Annotated in this window: 23 protein-coding genes; 19 read left to right on the top strand and 4 right to left on the bottom strand. The window is 41.7% G+C overall.

The annotated features are described in order from the left end of the window. The first annotated feature begins 14 nt into the window (after window positions 1-14). From ilvB to HC179_RS20535, 8 genes are all read left to right on the top strand, one after another. Window positions 15-1,730 (top strand): acetolactate synthase large subunit, encoded by a 1,716-nt coding sequence (gene ilvB / locus HC179_RS20570; RefSeq protein WP_168866056.1) that lies wholly within the window; start codon window positions 15-17, stop codon window positions 1,728-1,730. Continuing rightward, a complete protein-coding gene (ilvN, locus tag HC179_RS20565; RefSeq protein ID WP_010192589.1) occupies window positions 1,727-1,984 on the top strand; it encodes an acetolactate synthase small subunit in 258 nt (85 codons plus the stop codon). Before ilvB ends, ilvN begins: the two co-directional genes overlap by 4 nt. A 201-nt stretch (window positions 1,985-2,185) precedes the next feature. After that, a complete protein-coding gene (gene ilvC, locus HC179_RS20560) occupies window positions 2,186-3,211 on the top strand; it encodes a ketol-acid reductoisomerase (protein ID WP_168866055.1) in 1,026 nt (341 codons plus the stop codon). Then, a complete protein-coding gene (locus HC179_RS20555; protein ID WP_168866054.1) occupies window positions 3,198-4,748 on the top strand; it encodes a 2-isopropylmalate synthase in 1,551 nt (516 codons plus the stop codon). Before ilvC ends, HC179_RS20555 begins: the two co-directional genes overlap by 14 nt. Next, complete coding sequence (leuB, locus tag HC179_RS20550) at window positions 4,745-5,836, top strand: 3-isopropylmalate dehydrogenase (protein WP_168866053.1); 1,092 nt, start codon at window positions 4,745-4,747, stop codon at window positions 5,834-5,836. The genes HC179_RS20555 and leuB overlap by 4 nt, the downstream gene beginning before the upstream one ends. A 197-nt stretch (window positions 5,837-6,033) precedes the next feature. Beyond that, complete coding sequence (gene leuC / locus HC179_RS20545; RefSeq protein WP_168866052.1) at window positions 6,034-7,455, top strand: 3-isopropylmalate dehydratase large subunit; 1,422 nt, start codon at window positions 6,034-6,036, stop codon at window positions 7,453-7,455. After that, window positions 7,455-8,045: a 3-isopropylmalate dehydratase small subunit gene (gene leuD / locus HC179_RS20540; RefSeq protein ID WP_168866051.1), complete on the top strand. Its 591-nt coding sequence runs from the start codon at window positions 7,455-7,457 to the stop codon at window positions 8,043-8,045. The genes leuC and leuD overlap by 1 nt, the downstream gene beginning before the upstream one ends. Before the next feature lie 1,209 nt (window positions 8,046-9,254). Next, window positions 9,255-10,220, top strand: a complete 966-nt coding sequence (locus HC179_RS20535; protein ID WP_168866050.1) for a DUF6612 family protein — start codon at window positions 9,255-9,257, stop codon at window positions 10,218-10,220. Between the two features lie 39 nt (window positions 10,221-10,259). Here the strand turns inward: HC179_RS20535 and HC179_RS20530 are convergent, their stop codons facing one another. Next, window positions 10,260-10,814: a C40 family peptidase gene (locus tag HC179_RS20530; protein ID WP_168866049.1), complete on the bottom strand. Its 555-nt coding sequence runs from the start codon at window positions 10,812-10,814 to the stop codon at window positions 10,260-10,262. Window positions 10,815-10,922: 108 nt separating this feature from the next. Here HC179_RS20530 and HC179_RS20525 point away from each other — a divergent pair, with 108 nt between their 5' ends. The 4 genes from HC179_RS20525 (at window position 10,923) to HC179_RS20510 (ending at window position 14,017) form a co-directional block, all read left to right on the top strand. Beyond that, the gene (locus HC179_RS20525; protein ID WP_168866048.1) at window positions 10,923-11,849 is read left to right on the top strand and encodes a phosphatidate cytidylyltransferase; all 927 of its coding nucleotides are present in this window, start codon (window positions 10,923-10,925) and stop codon (window positions 11,847-11,849) included. Window positions 11,850-11,957: 108 nt separating this feature from the next. Then, on the top strand, window positions 11,958-12,890 hold the full coding sequence (locus tag HC179_RS20520) for a nucleoside hydrolase (RefSeq protein ID WP_168866047.1): 933 nt from the start codon (window positions 11,958-11,960) through the stop codon (window positions 12,888-12,890). Window positions 12,891-12,926: 36 nt separating this feature from the next. After that, window positions 12,927-13,490: a maltose acetyltransferase domain-containing protein gene (locus HC179_RS20515; protein ID WP_168866046.1), complete on the top strand. Its 564-nt coding sequence runs from the start codon at window positions 12,927-12,929 to the stop codon at window positions 13,488-13,490. Between the two features lie 134 nt (window positions 13,491-13,624). Further along, a complete protein-coding gene (locus tag HC179_RS20510) occupies window positions 13,625-14,017 on the top strand; it encodes a hypothetical protein (RefSeq protein WP_168866045.1) in 393 nt (130 codons plus the stop codon). A 17-nt stretch (window positions 14,018-14,034) separates the two neighbouring features. Here the strand turns inward: HC179_RS20510 and HC179_RS20505 are convergent, their stop codons facing one another. Together HC179_RS20505 and HC179_RS20500 are read right to left on the bottom strand one after the other, a co-directional pair. Then, window positions 14,035-15,177 carry a glycosyltransferase family 2 protein gene (locus HC179_RS20505; RefSeq protein ID WP_168866044.1) on the bottom strand — a complete coding sequence of 381 codons (1,143 nt, stop codon included), beginning with the start codon at window positions 15,175-15,177 and terminating at the stop codon, window positions 14,035-14,037. Window positions 15,178-15,260: 83 nt separating this feature from the next. Next, window positions 15,261-16,463, bottom strand: coding sequence for a GTP-binding protein (locus HC179_RS20500; RefSeq protein ID WP_168866113.1), 1,203 nt, complete (start codon window positions 16,461-16,463; stop codon window positions 15,261-15,263). Window positions 16,464-16,798: 335 nt separating this feature from the next. On the opposite strand from HC179_RS20500, the gene spoIIP reads away from it, so the two are divergent. The 7 genes from spoIIP to safA all read left to right on the top strand — a co-directional run bounded on the left by spoIIP (window position 16,799) and on the right by safA (window position 23,165). Further along, window positions 16,799-18,037, top strand: a complete 1,239-nt coding sequence (gene spoIIP, locus HC179_RS20495; protein WP_240948603.1) for a stage II sporulation protein P — start codon at window positions 16,799-16,801, stop codon at window positions 18,035-18,037. 522 nt (window positions 18,038-18,559) lie between these two features. Next, window positions 18,560-19,396 (top strand): nucleotidyltransferase family protein, encoded by an 837-nt coding sequence (locus tag HC179_RS20490; protein ID WP_168866043.1) that lies wholly within the window; start codon window positions 18,560-18,562, stop codon window positions 19,394-19,396. Between the two features lie 143 nt (window positions 19,397-19,539). Further along, window positions 19,540-20,184, top strand: a complete 645-nt coding sequence (locus HC179_RS20485; protein ID WP_168866042.1) for an SDR family oxidoreductase — start codon at window positions 19,540-19,542, stop codon at window positions 20,182-20,184. Window positions 20,185-20,476: 292 nt separating this feature from the next. Next, complete coding sequence (locus tag HC179_RS20480; RefSeq protein WP_168866041.1) at window positions 20,477-21,055, top strand: YdcF family protein; 579 nt, start codon at window positions 20,477-20,479, stop codon at window positions 21,053-21,055. Between the two features lie 137 nt (window positions 21,056-21,192). Next, window positions 21,193-21,660 carry a threonine/serine exporter family protein gene (locus tag HC179_RS20475; RefSeq protein WP_168866040.1) on the top strand — a complete coding sequence of 156 codons (468 nt, stop codon included), beginning with the start codon at window positions 21,193-21,195 and terminating at the stop codon, window positions 21,658-21,660. Then, window positions 21,661-22,416: a threonine/serine exporter family protein gene (locus tag HC179_RS20470; protein ID WP_481747981.1), complete on the top strand. Its 756-nt coding sequence runs from the start codon at window positions 21,661-21,663 to the stop codon at window positions 22,414-22,416. Between the two features lie 128 nt (window positions 22,417-22,544). Then, window positions 22,545-23,165, top strand: a complete 621-nt coding sequence (safA, locus tag HC179_RS20465; protein WP_168866039.1) for a SafA/ExsA family spore coat assembly protein — start codon at window positions 22,545-22,547, stop codon at window positions 23,163-23,165. Between the two features lie 51 nt (window positions 23,166-23,216). Here the strand turns inward: safA and HC179_RS20460 are convergent, their stop codons facing one another. Beyond that, window positions 23,217-23,942, bottom strand: coding sequence for a GntR family transcriptional regulator (locus tag HC179_RS20460; protein ID WP_168866038.1), 726 nt, complete (start codon window positions 23,940-23,942; stop codon window positions 23,217-23,219). Between the last annotated feature and the right edge of the window lie 7 nt (window positions 23,943-23,949).

Raw genomic sequence — 23,949 nt, 5'->3', positions numbered from 1 at the left:
GAGGTGGAGAACGAATGAGTACAGTTGAAAAGAGCGGAACAAAGGTGGCAAAAAAGCTGCTGACAGGTTCACGTATGATTGTCGAGGCATTAAAAGAAGAAAAAGTCGAGGTAATATTCGGCTATCCCGGTGGCGCTGTACTAAACATTTATGACGCATTATATGACGGTGGTATCCCGCATCTTTTAACCCGACATGAACAAGGAGCGATCCATGCAGCAGAAGGGTATGCAAGGGTTTCTGGAAAACCTGGAGTGGTCATTGCCACTTCCGGTCCCGGTGCCACCAACATCGTCACTGGCCTTGCGGATGCCATGATAGATTCCCTGCCACTAGTCGTGATTACAGGTCAGGTTAATTCACAGGTCCTTGGGTCAGACGCCTTTCAAGAAGCACCGATTTTAGGAATTTCGATGCCAATTACCAAACATAATTTTCAGGTCCAGGATGTCCAAGACCTCCCAAGAATTTTTAAAGAAGCGTTCCACATTGCATCCACTGGACGACCAGGACCGGTATTGATCGATATTCCAAAAGACATCACTGCCGCTTCAGGTATTTACGACTATTCAAAAGAAGTGCACCTTCCCGGTTATAAGCTCCAAACAGAGCCGGATCCGCAGGCGATTAAAAAAGTAGCACAGGCTTTGAAGAAAGCGGAAAAGCCCATCATTCTAGCTGGCGCAGGCGTTCTCCACAGTAAAGCAACGAATGAATTGAAGGAACTGGTTGCTAAAACGACAATCCCTGTAGTTAATACATTACTTGGACTTGGAGGCTTTCCGGCAGACCATCCACTTTTTCTTGGGATGGCTGGCATGCACGGAACGTATACGGCAAATATGGCCTTGTATGAAGCGGATTTTATAATCAATATCGGAGCAAGGTTCGATGACAGACTAACAGGTAACTTGCAAGAGTTCGCTAAGTTTGCAAAAGTGGTTCATTTTGATATTGATCCATCCGAAATCGGCAAAAATGTCCCGACTGATTATCCTGTTATCGGGGATGCAGCAAAGTCACTTCAATTACTAATAAAGGAAATAACAGAAACGGCGGATACAAGTAGTTGGCTGGAGCAACTCTTGCAATCTAAAGAAGATTATCCACTATGGTATGTAGAAGATGGAGAAACATTCAAGCCTCAAAAGCTTGTAGAACTTGTTCATGAACTTACAAAAGGAGAAGCGATTGTCACAACAGACGTTGGGCAGCATCAAATGTGGGCAGCGCAATTTCATGGATTTGAAAAACCGGATCGCTGGGTTACCTCAGGAGGACTCGGAACCATGGGCTTCGGATTACCGGCAGCAATCGGCGCGCAGGTGGCGGAACGGCCAACTACAGTTGTAGCAGTCCTTGGTGATGCTGGGTTCCAAATGACACTGCAGGAGCTGGCTGTCCTAAAAGAATACAAACTTCCGGTAAAAGTAGTACTCGTAAACAATCAATCTATGGGAATGGTACGACAATGGCAGCAACTCTTTTATAAAGAGAGATACTCAGAATCCTTACTCCCGAACCAACCTGATTATGTAAAATTGTCCGATGCTTTTGGAATCAAGGCGGCAGTAGTCCAAAATGAAGAAGAATTCAAAGCAGCATTCACTGAAGCACTTGTTACAGATGAGCCCTATCTATTAGATTGTCGGGTGACTCCAATGGAAAATGTGTATCCGATGATAGCTCCTGGAAAAGGAATTCAACAAATGGAAGGTGTGAAGCCATGAAGCGTACATTGTCGCTCCTAGTAAACAACCAACTTGGAGTTTTGAATCGATTGACCAATCTTTTTTTGAGAAAGGGATTGAACATTGAAAGCCTGGCAGTAGCACCTGTCAATGAATCCTCGATTTCACTCATGACCATCGTTGTTAACGTGGTCGAGGAACAAGAAGTGGAGAAAATAAAGCTCCAACTAGACAAACAAATTGACGTCATCCAAATCACCGATATATCCGAGCAAATTGCTCTAACAAATTAACGGAATATTCTTAAAGTTAGAGTGGTATGACCTGTTGACTGTAGTGCAAGGCGTGAGACTCCAGCGGGGGAATAACGGTTGGTTGAGACCCCTGAAGCGTTGTGAGGAGGCTCAAGCACCGTCCACTGGATAAGCGAACGCCTGGAACGAAAGTCAACGGGAGTTCGTTCAAATACTTATATTTTCCAAGGAGGAATTTAAATGGCAGCAAACATGTATTATAACGACGACATCTCCCAAGCAGCATTGAACGGAAAAAAGGTAGCAGTAGTAGGTTACGGATCCCAAGGCCATGCGCACGCACAAAACTTACGTGATAGCGGCGTAGAAGTAGTAGTGGGCGTTCGACCCGGTGGCTCTTGGGATAAAGCAAAAGAAGACGGATTCCAAGTATACTCCGTGGGAGAAGCAGTCGCACAAGCAGATGTTGTAATGGTGTTACTACCTGACGAGAGGCAACCGGAAGTATACAAACAAGAAATAGAACCACATTTAACAGAAGGAAAAGCATTGGCATTTGCCCATGGCTTCAATGTTCATTTCCATCAAGTGGTGCCTCCAAAAGACGTGGATGTATTCTTAGTCGCACCCAAAGGGCCTGGCCACTTAGTGAGACGCGTATACGAAGAAGGTGGCGGTGTACCTGCACTTTTTGCAGTCCAACAAAATGCATCAGGGGAAGCAAAAGAGGTGGCATTGGCTTACAGTAAGGCAGTTGGTGCCGGAAGAGCAGCCGTAATGGAAACCACTTTTAAAGAAGAAACAGAAACAGATCTTTTTGGAGAACAAGCTGTACTTTGTGGAGGAACAACAGCTTTAGTGAAAGCAGGATTTGAAACGTTAGTGGAAGCAGGCTACCAGCCGGAAGTCGCCTACTTCGAATGCCTGCATGAGCTTAAATTAATCGTCGATCTTTTATATGAAAATGGATTAGAAGGAATGCGCTACTCTATATCGGATACAGCTCAGTGGGGAGATTTTACCGCAGGACCAAGAGTGGTCAATGACGGTACAAAGGATGAAATGAGAAAAATTCTTTCTGAAATTCAGTCAGGACAATTTGCAAAAGGCTGGGTACTGGAAAACCAGGCAAACCGCCCAATGTTCCACTCTATTAATGAACAAGAAAAACAACACCCACTCGAAGTGGTAGGAAGGGAGCTCCGCGCGAAAATGCCATTCATCCAATCGAAGAAGAAAGGAGTCGTTGGCAGTGCGAAAGGTTGACATATTTGATACAACCCTAAGAGACGGTGAACAGTCAGCTGGAGTGAATCTTCATCCACACGAAAAATTAGAAATAGCGATTCAATTAGAAAAATATGGAGTAGATGTGATGGAGGCAGGATTTCCTGCTTCCTCCTACGGGGACTTCCAAGCAGTTCAACAAATTGCCAGAACCATCAAAAAGTCAAGAGTTGTCGGTCTTGCCCGTTCCGTAAAATCGGATATTGATGCCGTCTATGAAGCGGTAAAGGATGCTGAAATAAATGGGATCCATGTATTTTTAGCAACCTCTCCGATCCATATGGAATACAAATTGAAAAAAAAGCCGAAAGAAGTGGTGGAAGCTGCCGTCCAGGCAGTTGAATACGCAAAACGTTTTTTCGATCATGTTCAGTGGTCTGCTGAAGATGCAACAAGAAGCGAATGGCCGTTCTTGGCTCATATTATAGAAAAAGTTATTGATGCAGGGGCAAATGTCATCAATCTTCCTGACACGGTAGGCTACACGACTCCACTAGAGTATGCTCAACTATTCACATATATTCGCGAACATGTGCCGAATATCCACAAAGTTAAACTTTCTGCCCATTGCCACGACGACCTTGGAATGGCCGTTTCCAATTCATTGGCAGCCATCCAAAGCGGGGTAGACCAAATTGAAGGAACCATTAATGGAATTGGGGAACGAGCAGGAAATGCTTCCTTGGAAGAAATTATAGTTGCCCTTCAAATAAGAAAAGACGTGTATGAGGTGGAAACAAATATTGATTTAAAACAAACGGTCAGAACTAGCAATCTTGTCAGCAAACTGACCGGTATGATTGTTCCGCAAAATAAAGCGGTCGTAGGAGCTAACGCCTTTGCCCACGAATCAGGAATCCATCAGGATGGGGTATTGAAAAACAAGAGTACCTATGAAGTGATCAATCCCGAGATGGTCGGGCTACATTCAAACAAAATGGTTCTTGGCAAGCATTCCGGCAGTCATGCCTTTAAGCAAAGATGCGAGGAACTGGGACTATTCTTAAACGAAGAAGAAGGAAAAAAGCTGTTTAAAGCATTCAAGGATCTTACGGTGAAAAAGAAAGAAGTAACCGAGGACGATATTTTTGCCTTGATGATGGATTCAACCGTAAAGGGACTTTTCCCGCATTACCGAATGGAAACCCTACAAATCTCTTACGGCTCCAATATTATTCCAACGACCACTATTGCCATTAAAACGGAAGATGGAGAGGTGCTCCAAGAATCTGCTACAGGAAAAGGAAGCGTGGAATCTGTTTATAATACAATCTCTAGGATTTTACAAAAAGAAATATCTCTACTAGACTATCGCATTCAATCTACCACATACGGTAGTGACGCACTTGCAGAGGTGTATGTGAAAATAAACTGTGAAGGTGAAGTATCAAGTGGAAGAGGAATTGAGCATGATGTCCTGGAGGCTTCCGCAAAAGCCTATTTGGATGCAGTTAATCGCTTATCTATAAAAGAAAAATTTTCCAGATACTCAGCGAAAGGGGTGGAGGTAGGATGAGTCAGTTTACCATCAGCGTCCTGCCTGGTGACGGAATCGGCCCGGAAGTGACAAGGGAAGCTGTCCTTGTATTAGAGCAGGTGGCTAACAACTTTCAGCATACATTTACGTTTAACTATGGCAAGATCGGGGGAGTTGCTGTCGATGAGACAGGAACTCCCCTTCCACAAGAAACGGTGGAAATATGTAAAAACAGCCACGCGGTTCTTTTAGGAGCGGTAGGCGGTCCAAAATGGGACCAAGAAACTCCTGAAAGAAGGCCTGAAGCTGGATTGCTAGGAATTCGCAAACAGTTAAAACTTTATGCCAATCTCCGCCCTGTCTCACTTTTTGAATCTCTAATCCATGCATCTCCCTTAAAAAGAGAAGTGGTTTTAGATACAGATATCTTAATAGTAAGGGAACTGACAGGAGGGATTTATTTTGGGTCTCCCCGTGAAAGAAGACAAGGGAAGGATGGACTTGAAGTAATCGATACCCTTCACTATACGGAAAAAGAAATCGATCGCATCATACGAAAAGGATTTGAAGTCGCGCAAGGAAGAAAGAAAAAACTTACATCTGTTGATAAAGCAAATGTGTTGGAGAGCAGCAGGCTATGGAGGGAAACGGCTAATCGGATTGCAAAAGAATACCCAGATGTTCAATTAGACCACATGTTAGTAGACAATGCGGCCATGCAATTGGTTAGAAATCCACGGCATTTTGATGTAATCGTGACAGAAAACATGTTTGGAGACATATTAAGCGATGAAGCCTCCATGCTGACGGGCTCCCTTGGCATGTTGCCTTCCGCAAGTCTCGGGGTAGAGGGTCCAGGCCTTTACGAACCGATCCACGGTACTGCTCCTGATATAGCCGGCAAAAATATTGCCAATCCATTGGCTACCATCCTTTCAGCGGCCATGCTACTCAGGCATTCCCTCGGATTAGAGGAAGAAGCAGCCTCTGTCGAAAAAGCAGTAGACCTTGCACTAGAGGAAGGCTACCGCACCCATGACATCGGCACAGAATGGGAACGCGTCCTAGGAACGGTCCAAATGGGAGAAGCCGTAAGAAGCTACCTAAGAGCACCGATAAAGAACTAGCAAGGTTACAAAGTAAAAGAATTCACCTGTAGATTGAAGTGCAAGGTGTGAGACTCCAGCGGGGGAGTAACGGTTGGTTGAGACCCCGCAGGCGAAGCCGAGGAGGCTCAAGCATCGTCCCGCGGAAAGCGAACACCTGGAACGGAAATCGAAAGGAGTTAAACAGAGATAATTATGAAAATCGGAAGGTGAGTGACATGCAGCCAAGAACACTATTCGAGAAAATCTGGGATCGTCATATAGTAGTAAATGAGGAGAACAAACCAAGTCTGTTGTACATTGACCTCCACTTGGTGCACGAAGTCACCTCTCCTCAAGCATTCGAGGGACTCCGTCTATCAGGAAGAAAAGTAAGACAACCAGACCTAACATTTGCAACCATGGACCATAACGTCCCAACGATAAACCCGTTCCATGTGACAGACGAAATCGCATCCAAGCAAATGACGACACTTGAAGCAAATTGCAAAGAGTTTGGAATTAGACTTGCAGACCTCCACAGTACAGAACAAGGAATTGTCCATGTAATCGGACCTGAACTAGGCTTGACATTACCAGGCAAAACCATCGTGTGCGGTGACAGCCATACCTCCACTCATGGAGCTTTTGGTGCCTTGGCATTTGGAATTGGTACAAGTGAAGTCGAACATGTCCTTGCCACCCAATGCTTGTGGCAGTCAAAACCTAAGACTTTGAAAATTGATTTTACGGGTCTCAGGCCACTAGGAGTATCTGCCAAAGATCTCATCTTAGCGGTAATCGCAAAATATGGTACGGATTTCGGCACAGGGTATGTGCTTGAATTTACTGGTAAGGTAATTGAAGAGATGTCCATGGAGGAACGCATGACCATCTGTAATATGGCTATTGAAGCAGGTGCTCGCGCTGGACTTGTGGCACCGGATGAAACGACTTTCTCCTATTTAAAAGGAAGGAAATATGCTCCTGTCGGGGAGAAACGCGACAAGGCGGAAGTGGAATGGTACGCATTACGCTCAGATGAGGGTGCGGTTTATGATAAAGAAATCCAATTTGACATTACAAATTTAGAACCTCAGGTGACATGGGGGACAAATCCCTCAATGGGTACAAGTATCAGTGGTAGGGTGCCGGATCCTGCTACTTATAAAAATGAAGGGGAAAGAAAATCTGTCGCACAAGCAATCGACTATATGGGGCTGACACCTGGTATGAAGATTTCTGATATTGCCATTGATTATGTGTTCATCGGTTCCTGTACCAATTCACGGATTGAAGATTTACGGAAAGCTGCTGAAGTGGTAAAAGGAAGGTCCGTTTCACCGCAAGTTACCGCGCTTGTCGTTCCGGGCTCCAAACAGGTGAAAAAACAGGCTGAAGAAGAAGGGCTTCACGAGGTGTTTTTAGAGGCGGGATTTGAATGGAGAGAAGCTGGGTGCAGCATGTGCCTCAGTATGAATCCAGATGTGGTTCCTCCAGGGAAAAGATGCGCTTCTACCTCTAACCGCAATTTTGAAGGCAGACAAGGAAGAGGTGCCCGCACGCATTTGGTCAGTCCTGCGATGGCCGCTGCTGCTGCGATTAGCGGCCGATTTGTCAATGTGAATGAATGGCGATATGAAAAAGAGGAGGTGGTCTAATGGAAGCACTCATCAATCATATCGGAAAAGTTATCCCCTTGGATAAAGCCAACGTCGATACTGATCAAATTATTCCGAAGCAATTTTTGAAGAGAATAGAACGAACAGGATTTGGTCAATTTCTCTTTTATGATTGGCGCTTTGAAGCAAGTGGAGAAAAGAATCATTCCTTTATTATGAATGACCCGAAATTCGAAGGTGCTTCGATTCTTCTGGCACGAAAGAATTTTGGCTGTGGATCTTCTCGTGAACACGCACCATGGGCTTTGAAAGATTATGGAATCAAGGTGGTCATTGCACCATCTTTTGCAGATATCTTTTATAACAACTGCTTTAAAAATGGAATCTTACCGGTTGTGTTAAAAGAAGCAGAGGTGGAGGAGCTTTTTGAGAAAGCTTCTAATCAGACTCTCGAACTGGAGGTGGATCTTGAGTTCCAGGAGGTTTGTGTTGGAGATGATGTGAAGTACCATTTTGAAGCAGATGAATATCGGAAGCGGATGCTGTTAAAAGGACTGGACGATATTGGCCTGACCGAAATGTATATGGAAGAGATTTGTGATTATGAGCAAACTAGAATAGTCTACTAAAATTGGAGAAGACCATCATCTCTTTTAAAGGGTTGATGGCTTTTTGCTGTGTAAATGTATTTGATAGTCAGGTTTATAAGCCCGAACCTGTATCTGAAGAGGGAGAACTGTCTAATAGAAGGGTTCTATAAGCCCGAAACTCCGTTTGAAAGTCAAGTCCATATTAATGTATAAAAATAGTTACAAAGAGTTCTAAGGATTAATCGCCTATGACGACGTCTCCTCTGCTTTTTTACCTTCACCGGTCGTCATACACGTCCTATGACGACGTCTCCTCTGCTTTTTTACCTTCACCGGTCGTCATACACGTCCTATGACGACCGCTCCTCTACTTTTTCACCTTCACCGGTCGTCATACACTCCCTATGACGACCACTCCTCTGCTTTTTCACCCTCACCGGTCGTCATACACTCCGTATGACGACGTCTCCTCTGCTTTTTCACCTTCACCGGTCGTCATACACCTCCTATGACGACGTCTCCTCTGCTTTTTCACCTTCACCGGTCGTCATACACTCCCTATGACGACCGCTCCTCTGCTTTTTCACCTTCACCGGTCGTCATACACTCCCTATGACGACGTCTCCTCTGCTTTTTCACCTTCACCGGTCGTCATACACTCCCTATGACGACGTCTCCTCTGCTTTTTCACCCTCACCGGTCGTCATACACCTCCTATGACGACCATTCCTCTGCTTTTTCACCTTCACCGGTCGTCATACACCTCCTAAGACGACGTCTCCTCTGCTTTTTCACCTTCACCGGTCGTCATACACTCCCTATGACGACCATTCCTCTGCTTTTTCACCTTCACCGGTCGTCATACACCTCCTAAGACGACGTCTCCTCTGCTTTTTCACCCTCATTGGTCGTCATACACTCCGTCTGAAGAGGGAGAACTGTCTAATAGAAGCGTTCTATTCGCCCGAACCTGTGTCTGAAGAGGGAGAACTGTCTAATAGAAGCGTTCTATAAGCCAGAATCCCCTCTGGAAAAGGAAGCAATATTAAATAGACATTCATATACTAGGTACATTCTACTAAATATACCCATTTCTGAAACTTACTAGCATCCCATCTCGTATAATTATTAGGAAAACAAAGAGTTTACTAGAAGAATATAACTTTTTGTTATTACTGTTATTTTTATCCTGTAAAGGGGTAAAAGAAAATAGTCTATAAAACACAAAAGGGAATAGGAGAGGATTATGTGAAAGCTTTGAAATTGGTGTTGGTGGGAATCCTGGCTGTCATGTTACTAACAGCTTGCGGCAATTCCTCCAATGGGGCCAGTGGGAATGTTGAGGGGAATGCAGAAGCGGAAGAGATGACTAACGAGGGAACAACTAATTCGGCTACTGAGGTAGAAGAAGTTGATGCGACAGAAGAAACAGAAGAACAACATGCCCTGACTGCAGAGGAAGTTCTACAAAAATCCACTGAAGCGATGGCTGGACTTTCTAGCTATTCAATGGAAATGATCTCAGATCAGAAAATTTCTATGGCAAATGAAGAGACTATTAAAATGGTTACCACCACGACAACTGATATGTCTTTAAATCCAATGGCTATGTATCAGGTGACATCCATTGAAGATGCTGATGGAATGATGGATGGCATGGAAAATGAATCGTATTTCTCTGAAGACGGTTTCTTTGTATACGATTCCATGGCTGGACAATGGTATAAAATGCCGGAAGAATTTACAGCTCAGTTAAACGCAATGTCCGAAATGCAAGGAAATCCGGCAGAACAGTTGGAGATGCTGAAAGACTACACTGATAAGATAACAATGACAGAAGAAGAAGATCACTATGTGTTGAACTTTGAAGGGTCTGGTGAACAATTCAATGAATTGGTTGGAATGTTTGGCGGTATGATGGGAGACGGCATGGGGGAGATGATGCAAGAAATGCTCTCCATGATGACAGTTAACCAATTAAGTTATTTGGTTCATATTGATAAAGAAAGCTTTTATCAAACAAAGGTTTTATTAAATATGGATATGGAAATGGATGTTGACGGGGAAACGGTGTCAAGCATTCAAGTGATGGATTCAACATTAACGAACTTTGATGAAGTAGGGGAAATTACTGTTCCTCAAGAAGTCATTGATAATGCACAGGAAATAACACAAGAAGACCTTGAACAAATGGAACAGCAAGGCAGCTACTAAAAAAGAGCGGGAGGAGCCAGATAAAGCTTCCTCCCTTTTTTACATTATTCGCAATTTTACAGGTTGATAGTCATAAAGTTTACCTTCGTAAATCCTTTCTAGCCGGTCGCTTTTCCTGAAATCATCAGGGGTCACTAGGGAGGGGAGTTTATCCCATAACTTGATACCGGAGCGGTGAAGAACATCTGAGACGAACTGGGAACAGAAATAACTGGAGTCTATTTCTACCGGCTCGTTTATTGAAACGCCAATTACGCCGAGCAAATTATAGAACCACTTTGTTTCTTTCTTTTGAAAAACCCCAATGATTCTCCTCATTTTTTCCACTTCTCGTTGAGTTACGGCCATTTTATATATCACACATGTTGTACCCGGATACTTTCTATACGTTCCATTCTCCACATCTTCCCGAACAAATCCGCCGTTAAAAGGGTTACTTGGTCGTTTTCTACCAAAGCTGTATAACTCCTTTAATTCAATGTCAAATGAAAGAGAGACATGGTTATATGGGGCTTTCGTGTATTTCTTTATGGATTTGGTAAATAAGGTACCAGTATCAGTAAGTAATATGAATACATATGTATCTCCCAACATTCCCCACACCTTTGAAAGAATTATTTCTACTATTATAAATATTATATAATTTCTCTTGACCAAAATTAACCATTAATTTCATAATAATAGGTAGATAGGGGGATTATTATGTTTATTTTCGAGAAAGAGGCAGTCATAACATTATTGGTTATTGCATTTGGATTAAGTGTGTTTAGTTCGATCTTTTACATAGTAAAAAGGAATACAACGTCTAAGGATTTCTCAGATTTATCTGTGCGGGTAAAAACGTGGTGGGGTATGCTTGCAGTATTTAGCATTGCGACGTTGTTTCATCCAATGGTATCTTTATTTGCCCTTATGTTTTTATGTTTTTTTTCATTAAAAGAGTATTTCTCGATATTGCGAACCCGTAAGGTTGACAGGCAATTATTTTTATGGGCGTATCTCTCTATTCCCATTCAGTTTTATTGGATCTATATCGGATGGTACGGCATGTTCATCGTGTTTATCCCAGTTTATGTTTTCCTTTTCTTACCGCTTCCAAGAATACTTGGGAAAGGAACGGTTGGTTTCCTTCGCTCCGTCTCCTCCACACAATGGGGATTGATGCTCATGGTATTCGGTCTGAGTCACCTGGCTTTCTATCAAGTTGCAACCCCGGAGTATGGTGCGAACCTTGTCTTATATTTGGTTGTGCTGACCCAATTACATGATGTGATACAATATTTGATTTCGCTTTATATTGGAAAAAAGAAGGTTATTCCATCATCCAACCCGAACATCACCTGGGAGGGCTTTCTCATTTCAACTTTTGTCACAACAGGAGTTTCCTATAATCTGTTTGCCTATTTGACTCCTTTAAATGAGTTGTTCGGGTTATTATCGGGTTTAATAATTAGCGTTGCTTGTTTTGGAGGCAGTTTGGCAGTATCGGTATTGAAGCGCGATCTGTTAGTGGGTGATGATGAAAAAGCAGCTGTGCTGAAGAAAAGTTATTTAACGAGAGTGGATAGCCTTGCATATTCTGCTCCAATTTTCTTTCATGTTATCCGGTATTATTTTGATTTCATGTAGGTTTTGAGGCCCGTGTATAAAGGGGTAGAAGAAATACATCTTTTGAATCACATAATTTTACATCTCACCTAATATTTTACAATAATAGGATATTGGGAGGAATGATGTATGAAGCTGCTTATTTTCTGTGATCCTGGAATTGATGATGCGATGGCTTTAATCTATGCGCTACTTCATCCCGAAATAGAAGTACTTGGTCTTGTATGCAGCTACGGAAATGTGGATAAGATCACTGCTGCCTATAATGCAGCTCATATTTTGCATTTGGCTGGCAGGATGGACATCCCCATTTTCAATGGTGCAGAAATGCCGGTCTCCGGAGAACTTGCCAACTACTATCCTGAGATTCATGGAGAGGACGGTATTGGCCCTATAAAAGTGAAGAAAGGGTCCTACCATTTTAGAATTCGTAACCTTGGTGAGGTATTTGATATCATTAAGCGTAATAAAGATTTGGTTATTGCCGACCTAGGTAGATCGACCACTTTAGCCGCATGTTTTTTATTAAACAGGGAAGTAATGGGAGAAGTAAAAGAGCTTCATATTATGGGCGGAGCTTTCATGGTTCCTGGAAATGTTACCCCTGTAGCCGAAGCAAATTTTTTCGGAGACCCGACCTCAGCCAATCTTTTATTAGCTCACGGTAAGAAAGTTTTTCTTACCCCTCTAAATGTCACTCAAAAGGCAATTATTACGAATGATTATGCGGAGGCTCTTGAGTACTATACTAAAAATAAATTTAAAGGAATGTACATTCCGATTATAAATTATTATGCAAAAGCCTATTCAAAACTAGTACCAGGAATGGAAGGTGCGCCATTTCATGATTTGTTAACAGTTTATTCTGCTGCTCATCCAGAGAGGATGCAGTACTTGGCTAAAAAAGTGCATGTCGTTGTAGAAGGAAAAACACGTGGGAAATCATTTGCTGACTTCCGTCATATGAACGTGGATAGTGAGAGTAACCATCACATCGCCTTAGGCTTCGACTATGAACATTTTTTGCAAGAAGTTTTTCAAGTATTAACAAAACCCTTATAATAAGAGAAGTTTCAACAATGGAAGGAGTAAATAAAGGTGATTTCTGAAAAAGAAAAAATGCTCGCTGGCGAGTTATACAAACCATGGGATTCAGAGTTAACGAAGGAAAGAGCCAATGCAAGAAGACTAAGTAGACTAATAAATGAAGCTTCAGAAACGCAAAGTGACCGAAGAGTAGCACTGCTTAAAGAGCTTTTTGGATCCACGGGAGAAAATGTCTTCCTGGAACCGAACTTCCGTTGTGACTATGGATACAATATTCATGTAGGGGAAAACTTCTTCGCCAACTTTGACTGCTGCATACTTGATGTGTGCAAAGTGGAGTTTGGTGATAATTGTATGCTTGCGCCAGGTGTACATATATACACAGCAACTCATCCTATCGATCCGGTTGAAAGAAACAAAGGACCTGAATATGGAATTCCAGTCAAAATAGGCAACAACGTATGGATCGGCGGCAGTGCCGTTATTAATCCGGGAGTCACAATCGGGGACAATGTGGTTGTCGCATCTGGTGCCGTTGTGACGAAAGATGTGCCTCCAAATGTAGTCGTCGGAGGAAATCCAGCCCAAATCATAAAAGAAATAGAAGTAAAATAAAGAATCTATCATTTTTCCTAGTAATCGTTGCATATAATGTAACGATTCTTCTTTTGTATTTTAACATATATATCACTGCTTCTAGTTTAGATGCGGAACTGTACATACTAGTGTTTTTGGTGGGAGGGACGGTTTTGGAAAAAGAAGAGCATTCCTTATTTGATCAACCAATTATAGCCTTTGGCTTGCCAATACTTATAATGCTGTTTGGAGTATTTTTGCTTGTGGAAGCACATAATTCAGGGAAACTGAAATACATCCCTGTGGTGTTCATTCTGCTAGGGTTATCCGAAATTATCCGTGCTGTGATGAGAAGGCATTACCGTCCGACGAAGAGGAAGCGTGCTGAAATTAATCAGAAAAGTGGACATGTTGCTTACATTCTCATGGCTACAAGTGTGGTATGTTCGGTGTTGCTTTTGATTATGGAGCGGATTTCGGTGGAGATGGTGTTGTATGTCCAGTTGTCGATGGCAATTGTGGTATATCCGTTGCTGAAATTGATTTTTCTTGTGCGACATTATTAAAGTGACGGGGAGTCCCGTCACTTTTTAAGTTGTTTGATGGAGTAGAATGTCCCTCTCCAGATGATGCCGCCTCTCTGGAGAGTGAGGATGGTTGCCCGAGCGATACTATACATAAAAAGCAAGACAGTGATAGGGAAGACGGTTATATATATATTTGCTCCCTTTGCCATTTTGTTTGCTGTTTCGTTGTAAGCTAGAGCTAACATTAAAATACTGAAAGCGAAGATCAGTTGAGTGGTTCCTGTCGTCATTAACAAGGCGATAAAAGGGAAAAGTTGTGATAAAAATAAACCGCTAAGGGCAAATAACACCATAAAGTAGCTGTAAAAGAGTCCTGCAAAGGTGTTCTTCTCCAAACCGATAAGTGCCGAACGCAGATCAGGGTACCATTCAACTTGCAGGTGGTCCAGCGCAAGGGCTAAGTGTTGCTTCATTCCGGCCTCTTTGATCTGGCTGCCTAGCATCAAGTCATCATCTGGTCTCATTTTTATATTTTTATGTGTTCCGATCTCCTCATAAGCATCTCTAGATAAAAGGTTGAAAGCTCCAATGCCAATGGCAGACTTACTTTTAGGATCATTAGATTTCCACGGTCTTTTAAAATAACCAAAACCAAAAAGAAAGAAGGAGACGAATGCATTGGTCCAGAAACTGTTTCCTTTTAAATTGGGAGCAAGGGTTAAATGGTCGAGTCTCTTATTCTGGTAGTAGGTTATTGCTTTTATGAGAGTATCCTTTTCAAATAAGATGTCTGCGTCGGTAAAAAGGATATACTCGCCTTTGCTTTGAAGGTAACCTTTATACAGTGCATGATTTTTTCCGAGCCAACCATCTTCAAGTTGTTTAATATGGATACACTTCATTCTTGGCTCCGTTTTTGCCATTTGATCGATTATGGTGCCAGTCCGGTCAGAGGAGCGGTCGTTCACAACAATCCATTCTATATTGGAATACGTTTGCTGAAATTGAGACTGCAGACTTGCTTCGATATGCTTCTCTTCATCTTTTCCAGCAAGGATGATGGAAAGAAGGGGACCGCTACTATGCAAACTTTCATCTTCTTTTACATGTTCTAGTTTTGCAATCTTCTTCATACCTATCTTTGCATCCAGCCATACAGCAAACCAGAACAGAAAGGTAAATATAGCTAGATAGAGCATCACGGACCTCCAGTAGTTGATTATTGTATTGTATTTTACCAGAAGGGTAATAGAAAAAGCACCTCATGAGGTGCTTTAAGATGTTATACCGTTTGTTTGTTAACTGTCCATGGAAAAGGATCAGGAAGTGAAGACCAATCTTGATCGAATTCTTCTGGAGTCAATAGACAGCTGTCCAGCTCTCTTGTCAGCTCCCCACGGTCCATATCCACACCAATCAGGACAAGCTTTGTCATTCTATCACCGAATTCAGGATCCCATTCCTCTAACAAGTGTGGATTTTCCTTTATCACGACTTCTTGTTCCAATTTTGGAAGAGATGCTACCCAATAGGATACCGGTTGTAGTTGAACAGATGGCCCTGCTTGGGAAAAGAGAAGCGCTACATTGTTTCTAGTAGCACACCACACGATCCCTTTGGCCCTTACAACTTCTTCAGGAAGAGACGCATACCACTCACTGAAACGCTGAGAATGGAAAGGTAGCCTACGCTGATAAACAAAGGAGGAGATTCCGTACTCTTCTGTCTCTGGAGTGTGGTGTTGGTGACCAGCTTGAAGCTCCTTCAACCAGCCAGCAGATGCACTCGCTTTGTCGAAATCGAATTTTCCAGTGTTCAATATAGAAGCTGGAGGAACATTGGAATTTGTAGATCTAATAATAGTTGCCTCAGGTTGGAGTGTTTTTAGAACTTTCTCCAACTTTTCCAGCTCTTCTTCTGATACAAGGTCACATTTGTTTAGAATAAGTACATCACAAAACTCAATTTGGTCAATTAATAAATCTGCAATCTCCCTTGTATCTTCCTCACTCATTGCCTCTTTTCTGTCTAAAAGGCTGTCTCCAGACTCAAAATCATGCCAGAAACGATAAGCATCCACAACCGTCACCATCGTATCCAGCCTGCAAAACTTGGTTAAATCAATGCCAAGCTCTTCATCAATATAAGAAAAAGTTTGGGCAACCGGTACCGGTTCACTTATTCCTGTTGATTCAATTAAAATGTAATCAATATCACCGGCAGTAGCCAGTTTTTCCACTTCTACAAGCAAGTCCTCACGAAGTGTACAGCATATGCAACCATTGGACATCTCCACCAGTTTTTCGTCTGTGCGAGAAAGGCTCCCACCCTGCCGTACCAAGCCAGAATCAATGTTCACTTCACTCATGTCATTCACAATGACCGCCACTTTCAATCCATCTCTATTATGTAATACATGATTTAAGAGGGTCGTTTTACCGGCTCCTAAATAACCGCTTAGAACAGTGACAGGTATTTTTTTTATCGTCATTTTAGAAATCTCCTTTAATTCATAAATAGTAATGATTACGATTTATATATTATCTTAGTATTGTTGCGATGTAAAGAGATTATGGTTCTTAAAGCTTTGATATGGTAGAATATAGTAAAAAAGGTTAAGGTTGTGTTAGGGATGATCTGGGTATTTTTTATCAGCTTTACCGTTCTTGTCGCTATTTTCTTCTATTTTCTAAATCGATCATTAAAAAAACATCATGAAATCTATGGCAGCAAGTTCGTGCGTCCCTCCATGTGTGTGTCATGTGGAAGGGAATACTTTAATAGTGCTTCTAATTTCTGCGATGGTTGTAAAAGTAGCGGATGATTCTAGAAATAGAGTCATCTTTTTATTTTGCCCTTCTAATATCTATCAATAAGGCATACAAATTAGATAGAAAGGAGGGGAGAAAGATAGAAACTACTAAGCGAACGGGATTTGTTCTCTTCATTAATAATACCGTCCTATTCATGGTGATCTTATTCATTGTTATTTCCACCATTACAAGCGTCTTATCTTCTAAACTCTCCTCTGAGTATATTGGAAATATATTGAGGAAGGTACAGTCTACTGAACTTTACCTAAATGTCATTCAATCACAAAATCATTATCTGACAGGTAAGGATGTTGAGGTTCCAAAGCTCCCGATACTGGAGTTAACGTTTGAACTCGCAACCAATTTAAAGCCCTATGATATCAGAAGTTTTCTAGGAAATGAGATTCCTGGTTTCTATGCTTATGACACTCAGTTCTATGTGGCAGGAAAAGGGACTGATTATACAGATATCCCGTTTGAATCAGTGGCCCCTATGGAAGTATTGTTAAAGGAAAGAGAAATTGCGGAGGAAATGCTACTTGTTGACGAAAAAGAGGATGAGCCGTCTCCTGCACCGGAAAAATCGATGGAGGAAACCGTTGTGCATATCTATCAGTCTCATAGTTGGGAATCTTATCTCCCGCTTTTGAGAGGTGTCAGCGAACCGGATGATGCGACGAGTAATAATCCTGAGGCCAATGTTATAGCAGTTGGGAAAATGCTCAAAAACGAACTTGCGGATAAAGGTATAAAAGCGAATCATGATACGAGAAACGTTCCAAAGGACCTTGCTGCAAGAGGATGGAATTACAACCACTCCTATCATTATTCTAGAGAAACAGTGAAAGCTGCAATGACATTTAATAGTGATGTGGAATATTTAATTGATATTCATCGTGACTCTGCTCGAAAAGATAAGACAACTGAGGAAATAGCAGGAAAGAAATACGCTCGCCTTATGTTCGTAGTGGGAACTGCCCACAAAAACTATGAACAAAATCTTGAATTTGCGGAACGGATTCATCATTCTATTGAGGAAAAGTATCCTGGACTGAGCATAGGAGTCTTTCCTAAAGGGAAATCAACTGGTAACGGCTTGTACAATCAGGATCTCTCCAACCGTGCCATTCTTTTAGAAGTTGGCGGGGTGGACAATAACCTGGAAGAGGCACGAAACTCCATAAAGGCATTTGCAGATATCTACAGTGAAATCGTTTGGGAAGAACGGGAAGCAAGAGAGTTTTGATAAAGGAGTGAGGGGAATCAAATATGCATTTTTTTGGCTAGTAGTTATGTTTGTGGCTATTATCATTTCGTTTAATTACTTTCACTGGATTGCTACATTGGCATCCTTTTTGGCCGGTGTTATCGTTATTTCTATTTCATTGTTTGAGGATTTTTATATGGCGAAATGAAGGGGCGGGATATTATTCTGCTCTTTTTTGGTTTTTTAGAGAGTTTAAGGTTTGGTTTTACTAAAAGTGGGGATGGGTAATTAGATTTGTCTATTTTTGTGGCGGCACCAATTATGCTTCTACACTTTAACATTTACCTTCTACCTTAATTTTTCGACCTTCTACATTTCCCGGACTAGCTTCTACATTTCCCAGCCATACTTCTACCATTTATATCAAATGTTATACGATTAGGCTAATTTTCCCTTTACTAAGTTAAGATTGGAATATGCTAATCCTACTCTATTAAAGGTTTTTACATATTTTTGTAGAAATAAAAATACAACAACCAGTTAGGAGATGATTTATTATGTGTGGGATTTTTACCTAAACATGAACAAAGAGATGCCTCCTTGCCGACAGAGCGGCAGAAATTGAGAGAGGCGATATACAAGGACTTAGTTCAAGACGCTAACATTCTAGCATTCTTCTACGGAGGTTCTCTTGCTAAAGGCAATGAAGACTTGTACTCCGATTTAGATCTACGTATTGTTGTGGAGGACTCTTCCTATGAAACATATCGTTCGAATAAAAAAGAACGCGCAACAAACTGGGGTGATGTGTTATATTATGAAGATTTTCCGAGGGCACCATATTCCATCGCTCATTTTCGTTCTTTTATAAAAGTGGACACATTTTATTACCGGCAATCTGATTTGCAACCTTCTCCTTATTTGAAGTACCTTTTAATTGAACATGATCCTAATGGGATTATCTCTCAGATAAGAGACAAGTCCCAGTCAATAGACTATCAATTTTCAGAAGAAGAATTCGAAGTATGGCGAGACAAGTTCTTTGCTTATCTGCATGAAGTTTATCGACGGGTTCAACGTGGTGAGTATAATTATGCTTTTCAGATGGTTAATTCCTTGAGCTATTCCATTGTAATCGGTTGGTATGTAGAAGTGGGGGAAGTCCCTAACTCATTTGGGGACTGGTCTAAAGTTGAAGGCCCGAGAAGTCCACTGAGTGGGGAGCAGCTGAGCCAATTAGAACAATGGGATACTAGAATGCGAGATGCGAAAGAATTGTTTACTATTGCAAGGAGTCAAACAGAAGAGTTTATCCGAATTCATTGTGTTCTTGCTGAGAGAGTTGGTGCACCAGTAAATCAAGATTTACTACAAGAAATTATAGATATGGTTCTATAAAAATAATACCTACCAAACTGCAGCATGTGCTATAGCATGTTGCTTTTCTTTTGTTTTAGGGAATAGTATCGGTGAGCAGTTTATTTGCTATCCATTTATGCATTTGCAATAATGCACACAAAAGTTAAGGGAGAGTGTTATCAATGAAAGTAACAGTAGTTGGAGCTAACGGACAAATTGGAAAACAACTCGTGCATTTCTTAAAAAAGGAAGATGGATACACTCCTATCGCGATGGTTCGGAAAGAAGAGCAAGCAGATAATTTTGCAAAAGAAGGTATTGAGTCAGTATTGGCTGATTTGGAAGGTCCCGTAGATGATCTTGTGAAGGCTTTTAGTGGCAGTGATGCAGTGGTGTTCACTGCGGGATCTGGAGGAAGCACAGGGTCAGACATGACATTGTTGATCGATTTAGATGGAGCCGCAAAAACGGTGGAAGCTGCTGAAAAAGCTGGCATTTCCCGTTATGTGATGGTAAGTGCTTTTCAAGCGGACAATCGGGAAAATTGGAATGACGAGCTTCGTCCCTACTATGTAGCCAAGCATTATGCAGATAAGGTGTTAATGGCAAGTGGCTTGGACTACACCATTGTGCGACCAGGTGACTTAGTGAATGAATCAGGTACTGGCATGGTGAAAATTGGGGATAATATTGAACCCGGAACTATTGCTAGAGAAGATGTAGCGAAAGTTTTGCTTGAGGTACTGGGGGCAAAGAACACATATGGCGCTTCATTTGACGTAGTTGCAGGTGAGGATGGCGTAAAGGATGCTGTGAGTAAGATATAAATAGTAAATTCGAGACTGTCTCTCTGGATGAGGCAGTCTTTTTACGTCTCCATTTTAATTTATTTTCCAAACTGCAGGTTTTATTTTCCGTTAGCGGAATATATGAGCCGTTTTGACAATAATATTTTCCAAACTCTATCATTTATTTTCCGCTACAGAAATATACGAGCCGTTTGACAATAACCAATAAATATCGACATCCCCTATAATTATTATATAAACACTTGAAACAAATCCCACCCCCATTTCGTTATAGTAATAGACAAACTAAATTAGATAAGGAAAAACAATAATGATAACTAAAAAGCAAGTAAAAACATTAACGAAAATCACAATTGTTCCACTGCTAATCTACCTAATCATCGTCCACTCACTCATCTACCAAACTGCCAAGCAGGAACCTCCTAAAGGTGTAGATTACCTAATTGTCCTTGGAGCAAGAGTGAAGGGGGAAGTGATGACCAAGGCCCTATTATTGAGGGTGGAAGCTGCGCTAGAGTACCTTGAAGAAAATCCAAACACGAAAGTCATTGCATCAGGCGGACAAGGGCCAGGAGAAGATATTACAGAAGCCGAGGCAATGAGAAGGTACTTTGTAGCACATGGCATCGATGAGAACAGAATTATCTTGGAAGACCAGTCAACTACTACCTTTGAAAACCTATCCTACTCCAAATCTTTAATGGAAGAAGGGGCTTCTGTTGCCATTGTAAGTAATGATTTCCATGTGTATCGGGCATCCGTTATCGGGAAAAGACTGGATTTTGCAGAGGTACATACACTTGCCGGTAAGACTCCCACTATTGCAATATTTAAGTTATGGTCACGGGAGTATTTTGCAGTAGCAAAGACGTGGTTGGTTGATAAGTAGTGGAAGATGTGATGGACCATAAACATATACTAAAATAAAGCAATCATAACTCACTTCTGAAACCTCCATAAAAGGAGGTTTTTTCAATCCCCACTTTCCTATATAATAAGCAGTACTAGAAATAATGAGGTGACAGCATGCTATATATACTTTCACAGTTGGGATTCAGCTTTGTAGCAGCGGCAGGTTTCGGGGTTCTTTTTAATGCACCGAGAAGGGCTTTGGTCCATTGCGGAACGGTTGGGATGATTGGCTGGATTTTTTACATAATATTGGCCGATGCCGGGGTGGATCCGGTGGTGGCTTCGTTTGTTGGGTCATTTATGGTAGCGCTTGTTGGTCATATAATGGCGAAGCGATTCCGAATGCCCATGATTATATTCAGTGTTGCTGGGATTATCCCGCTTGTACCAGGGGGCTTAGCGTACAATACAATGCGGCAAATTGCGGAAAATGATTACCTAGGAGCAATTCCCTTAGCGGCAAAGGCATTTATGATTTCTGGTGCTATTGCGATGGGGCTTGTGTTTGCTGAGGTCATCATGCAGGTTATCATGAATATCGTAAAACGAGTATCTTTGAATAGGAAACGTGAGGTGAGCTAGGTGACGAAGGAAATGACAGAGCGGGAAACGGAGAGAATTTTGGAAGTCTGTCTGCTTGCCGGAAGAATTATGATGGAAGGGGGAGCGGAGACGTACCGTGTAGAGGATACGATGACAAGGATTGCGGCATCATACGGGATCATTGAAACGCACAGTTTTGTTACACCTACCGGCATCATCGTTTCGCTTCAAGGAGATAATCCTACGCGATTAGTACGAATAAATTCTAGAACCACAGACTTAGAAAAGGTAGCACAAGTCAACCAGATTTCTCGTAAAATTGCTGCTGGCGAGCTTTCCGTGCAACAGGCCCATCAATCACTAATTCAATTAGAGGAATCACATCTGCTATTTCCGATAAGCTATCAGATCCTCGCGGCTGCCTTTGTGAGTGGATCTTTTCTTATAATGTTCAAGGGAGTATGGACGGATTTCCTCCCAGCAATGCTAGCCGGTGGTCTAGGATATTCAGGTCTTTTACTGATACAACATTACACGAGGGTTAAGTTTTTTGCAGAGTTTTTCGCATCCTTAATTATTGGCCTTGTCGCACTGGGGATGGTTAAGCTTGGATACGGGATGGAATTAGACAAAATAATTATAGGATCTGTTATGCCATTGGTTCCAGGGCTGCTTATCACCAATGCTGTCCGTGACCTAATGGTGGGGCATTTTGTTTCAGGATTATCTAAAGGAGCAGAGGCTCTTTTTACAGCCTTTGCCATTGGAGCAGGTGTGGCGGTAGTGTTCCTCTAAATCGCGACCGTGCCACCTCACTGGAATATATTACTCATTACAGTCATGACAGGTAATTAACAGTATATTTCGTTATTTTACAATAATTACTTGTTTCCTTAACGGAAAAATCATATTAGATTTATAGTATGAAAACTTTACAGAAAGTCCTCATAACTTTGTCGGTTGTCGCACTAGTCTTAGGTGGAAATTCAGCTGCCTTCGCAGCTACTACTCACACGGTTCAATCCGGTGATACGATGTGGAAGATTGCGGTGAAATATCAGGTTGGAGTATCCGAACTGATCGCTGCGAATTCTTCTATTAACAATCCTGATCTAATCTATCCAGGTCAAAGAATTACTATTCCAGAAAAAGGGGAGGGGCAAACGCAAGAAGAGCAAGTTGCTAAGTTAGTAAACCAGGAACGTGCTAAATATGGGTTAAAGCCTTTGAAGCTTAACTGGGAGTTATCCAGAGTCGCAAGATATAAATCTCAAGATATGATTGATAAAAGATATTTCAGCCACACATCTCCAACATATGGATCTCCATTCGATATGATTCGTAACTTTGGTATTTCTTACCGATCAGCAGGTGAAAATATTGCTGCTGGGCAACAAACACCACAAGAGGTCATGAATGCTTGGATGAATAGTGAGGGACATCGTAAAAATATTTTATCCAGCCAATATACGGAAATTGGAGTGGGCTATGCGAAAGGTGGCCAATATGGTCATTACTGGACGCAAATGTTCATCTCTAGATAATATGAAAGGCGGTACCTCCACAAGATGGTACCGCCTTTTCCTATGAAAATGTTAATTCCGCTCCATCTTAATCTGAAACTTATAACGGTCTCCTCTATAGACGGATTTGACTAATTCAAGGGGGGTTCCATCGTGGAGAAAGGTGTTCCGTTGAATATATAGCATGGGATGATCTTTTTCAATATACAAAAGTTTTTCATGTTCTTCTGAAGCCCTTACTGATTCTATCATTTGTTCGGCATGTGTTATTCGAAGTCCCAGCTTCTCTTCTACATAGGAATATATAGAAGCCTTAACCTCCTCTTCTGTGAGGCCTTTTACCAAGTTTGCAGACAGATAGTTTGTTTCAAGGTCCATTGGTTCTCCGTCTGCAAGGCGAATTCTCTTTATTTCATATACAGGTGCATATTCGCTTATATTCAGTTCTTTTGCGATAAATCTATTTGCAGGTATTACTTCAAAATGAATAAGTTTACTAGTTGGCGTCATGCCGCGTTTCTTCATATCTTCTGTAAAGCTTGTCAAACCTTGAAGGGGCTGTTCGATTTTTTTTTCGGAAACAAAAGTGCCACTTCCTTTTTTTCGATAAAGAAGCCCTTCATTAACAAGGGGATTGATTGCCTGTCTTACCGTCATTCTACTGATCCCATAGTTCTCGGCGTATTCTCTTTCTGATGGAATAGTTTCACCAGGCAAGATGAATCCAGCTTCAATCTGTTTTTTGATATGTGATTCCAATTGATAATATATAGGAATAGGCGATGTTTTATCTATCATTTAGGGT

It is taken from the genome of Bacillus sp. RO1 (genome assembly GCF_012524115.1).
Lineage (GTDB): Bacteria > Bacillota > Bacilli > Bacillales > Bacillaceae_I > Sutcliffiella_A.
The sequence above is the reverse complement of the archived record's forward strand: the minus strand, read 5'-3'. Positions and strand labels throughout refer to the sequence as shown.

What these genes read in the sequence shown, in the direction of transcription:
- ilvC (WP_168866055.1), top strand. Translation starts at nt 2,186, where the DNA reads ATGGCAGCAAACATGTATTATAACGACGACATCTCCCAAGCAGCATTG.
- safA (WP_168866039.1), top strand. Translation starts at nt 22,545, where the DNA reads ATGAAAACTTTACAGAAAGTCCTCATAACTTTGTCGGTTGTCGCACTA.
- ilvN (WP_010192589.1), top strand. Translation starts at nt 1,727, where the DNA reads ATGAAGCGTACATTGTCGCTCCTAGTAAACAACCAACTTGGAGTTTTG.
- spoIIP (WP_240948603.1), top strand. Translation starts at nt 16,799, where the DNA reads ATGATTCTAGAAATAGAGTCATCTTTTTATTTTGCCCTTCTAATATCT.
- ilvB (WP_168866056.1), top strand. Translation starts at nt 15, where the DNA reads ATGAGTACAGTTGAAAAGAGCGGAACAAAGGTGGCAAAAAAGCTGCTG.
- HC179_RS20480 (WP_168866041.1), top strand. Translation starts at nt 20,477, where the DNA reads ATGATAACTAAAAAGCAAGTAAAAACATTAACGAAAATCACAATTGTT.
- leuC (WP_168866052.1), top strand. Translation starts at nt 6,034, where the DNA reads ATGCAGCCAAGAACACTATTCGAGAAAATCTGGGATCGTCATATAGTA.
- HC179_RS20525 (WP_168866048.1), top strand. Translation starts at nt 10,923, where the DNA reads ATGTTTATTTTCGAGAAAGAGGCAGTCATAACATTATTGGTTATTGCA.
- leuB (WP_168866053.1), top strand. Translation starts at nt 4,745, where the DNA reads ATGAGTCAGTTTACCATCAGCGTCCTGCCTGGTGACGGAATCGGCCCG.
- HC179_RS20530 (WP_168866049.1), bottom strand. Translation starts at nt 10,814, where the DNA reads ATGTTGGGAGATACATATGTATTCATATTACTTACTGATACTGGTACC.
- HC179_RS20520 (WP_168866047.1), top strand. Translation starts at nt 11,958, where the DNA reads ATGAAGCTGCTTATTTTCTGTGATCCTGGAATTGATGATGCGATGGCT.
- HC179_RS20485 (WP_168866042.1), top strand. Translation starts at nt 19,540, where the DNA reads ATGAAAGTAACAGTAGTTGGAGCTAACGGACAAATTGGAAAACAACTC.
- leuD (WP_168866051.1), top strand. Translation starts at nt 7,455, where the DNA reads ATGGAAGCACTCATCAATCATATCGGAAAAGTTATCCCCTTGGATAAA.
- HC179_RS20460 (WP_168866038.1), bottom strand. Translation starts at nt 23,942, where the DNA reads ATGATAGATAAAACATCGCCTATTCCTATATATTATCAATTGGAATCA.
- HC179_RS20475 (WP_168866040.1), top strand. Translation starts at nt 21,193, where the DNA reads ATGCTATATATACTTTCACAGTTGGGATTCAGCTTTGTAGCAGCGGCA.
- HC179_RS20505 (WP_168866044.1), bottom strand. Translation starts at nt 15,177, where the DNA reads ATGCTCTATCTAGCTATATTTACCTTTCTGTTCTGGTTTGCTGTATGG.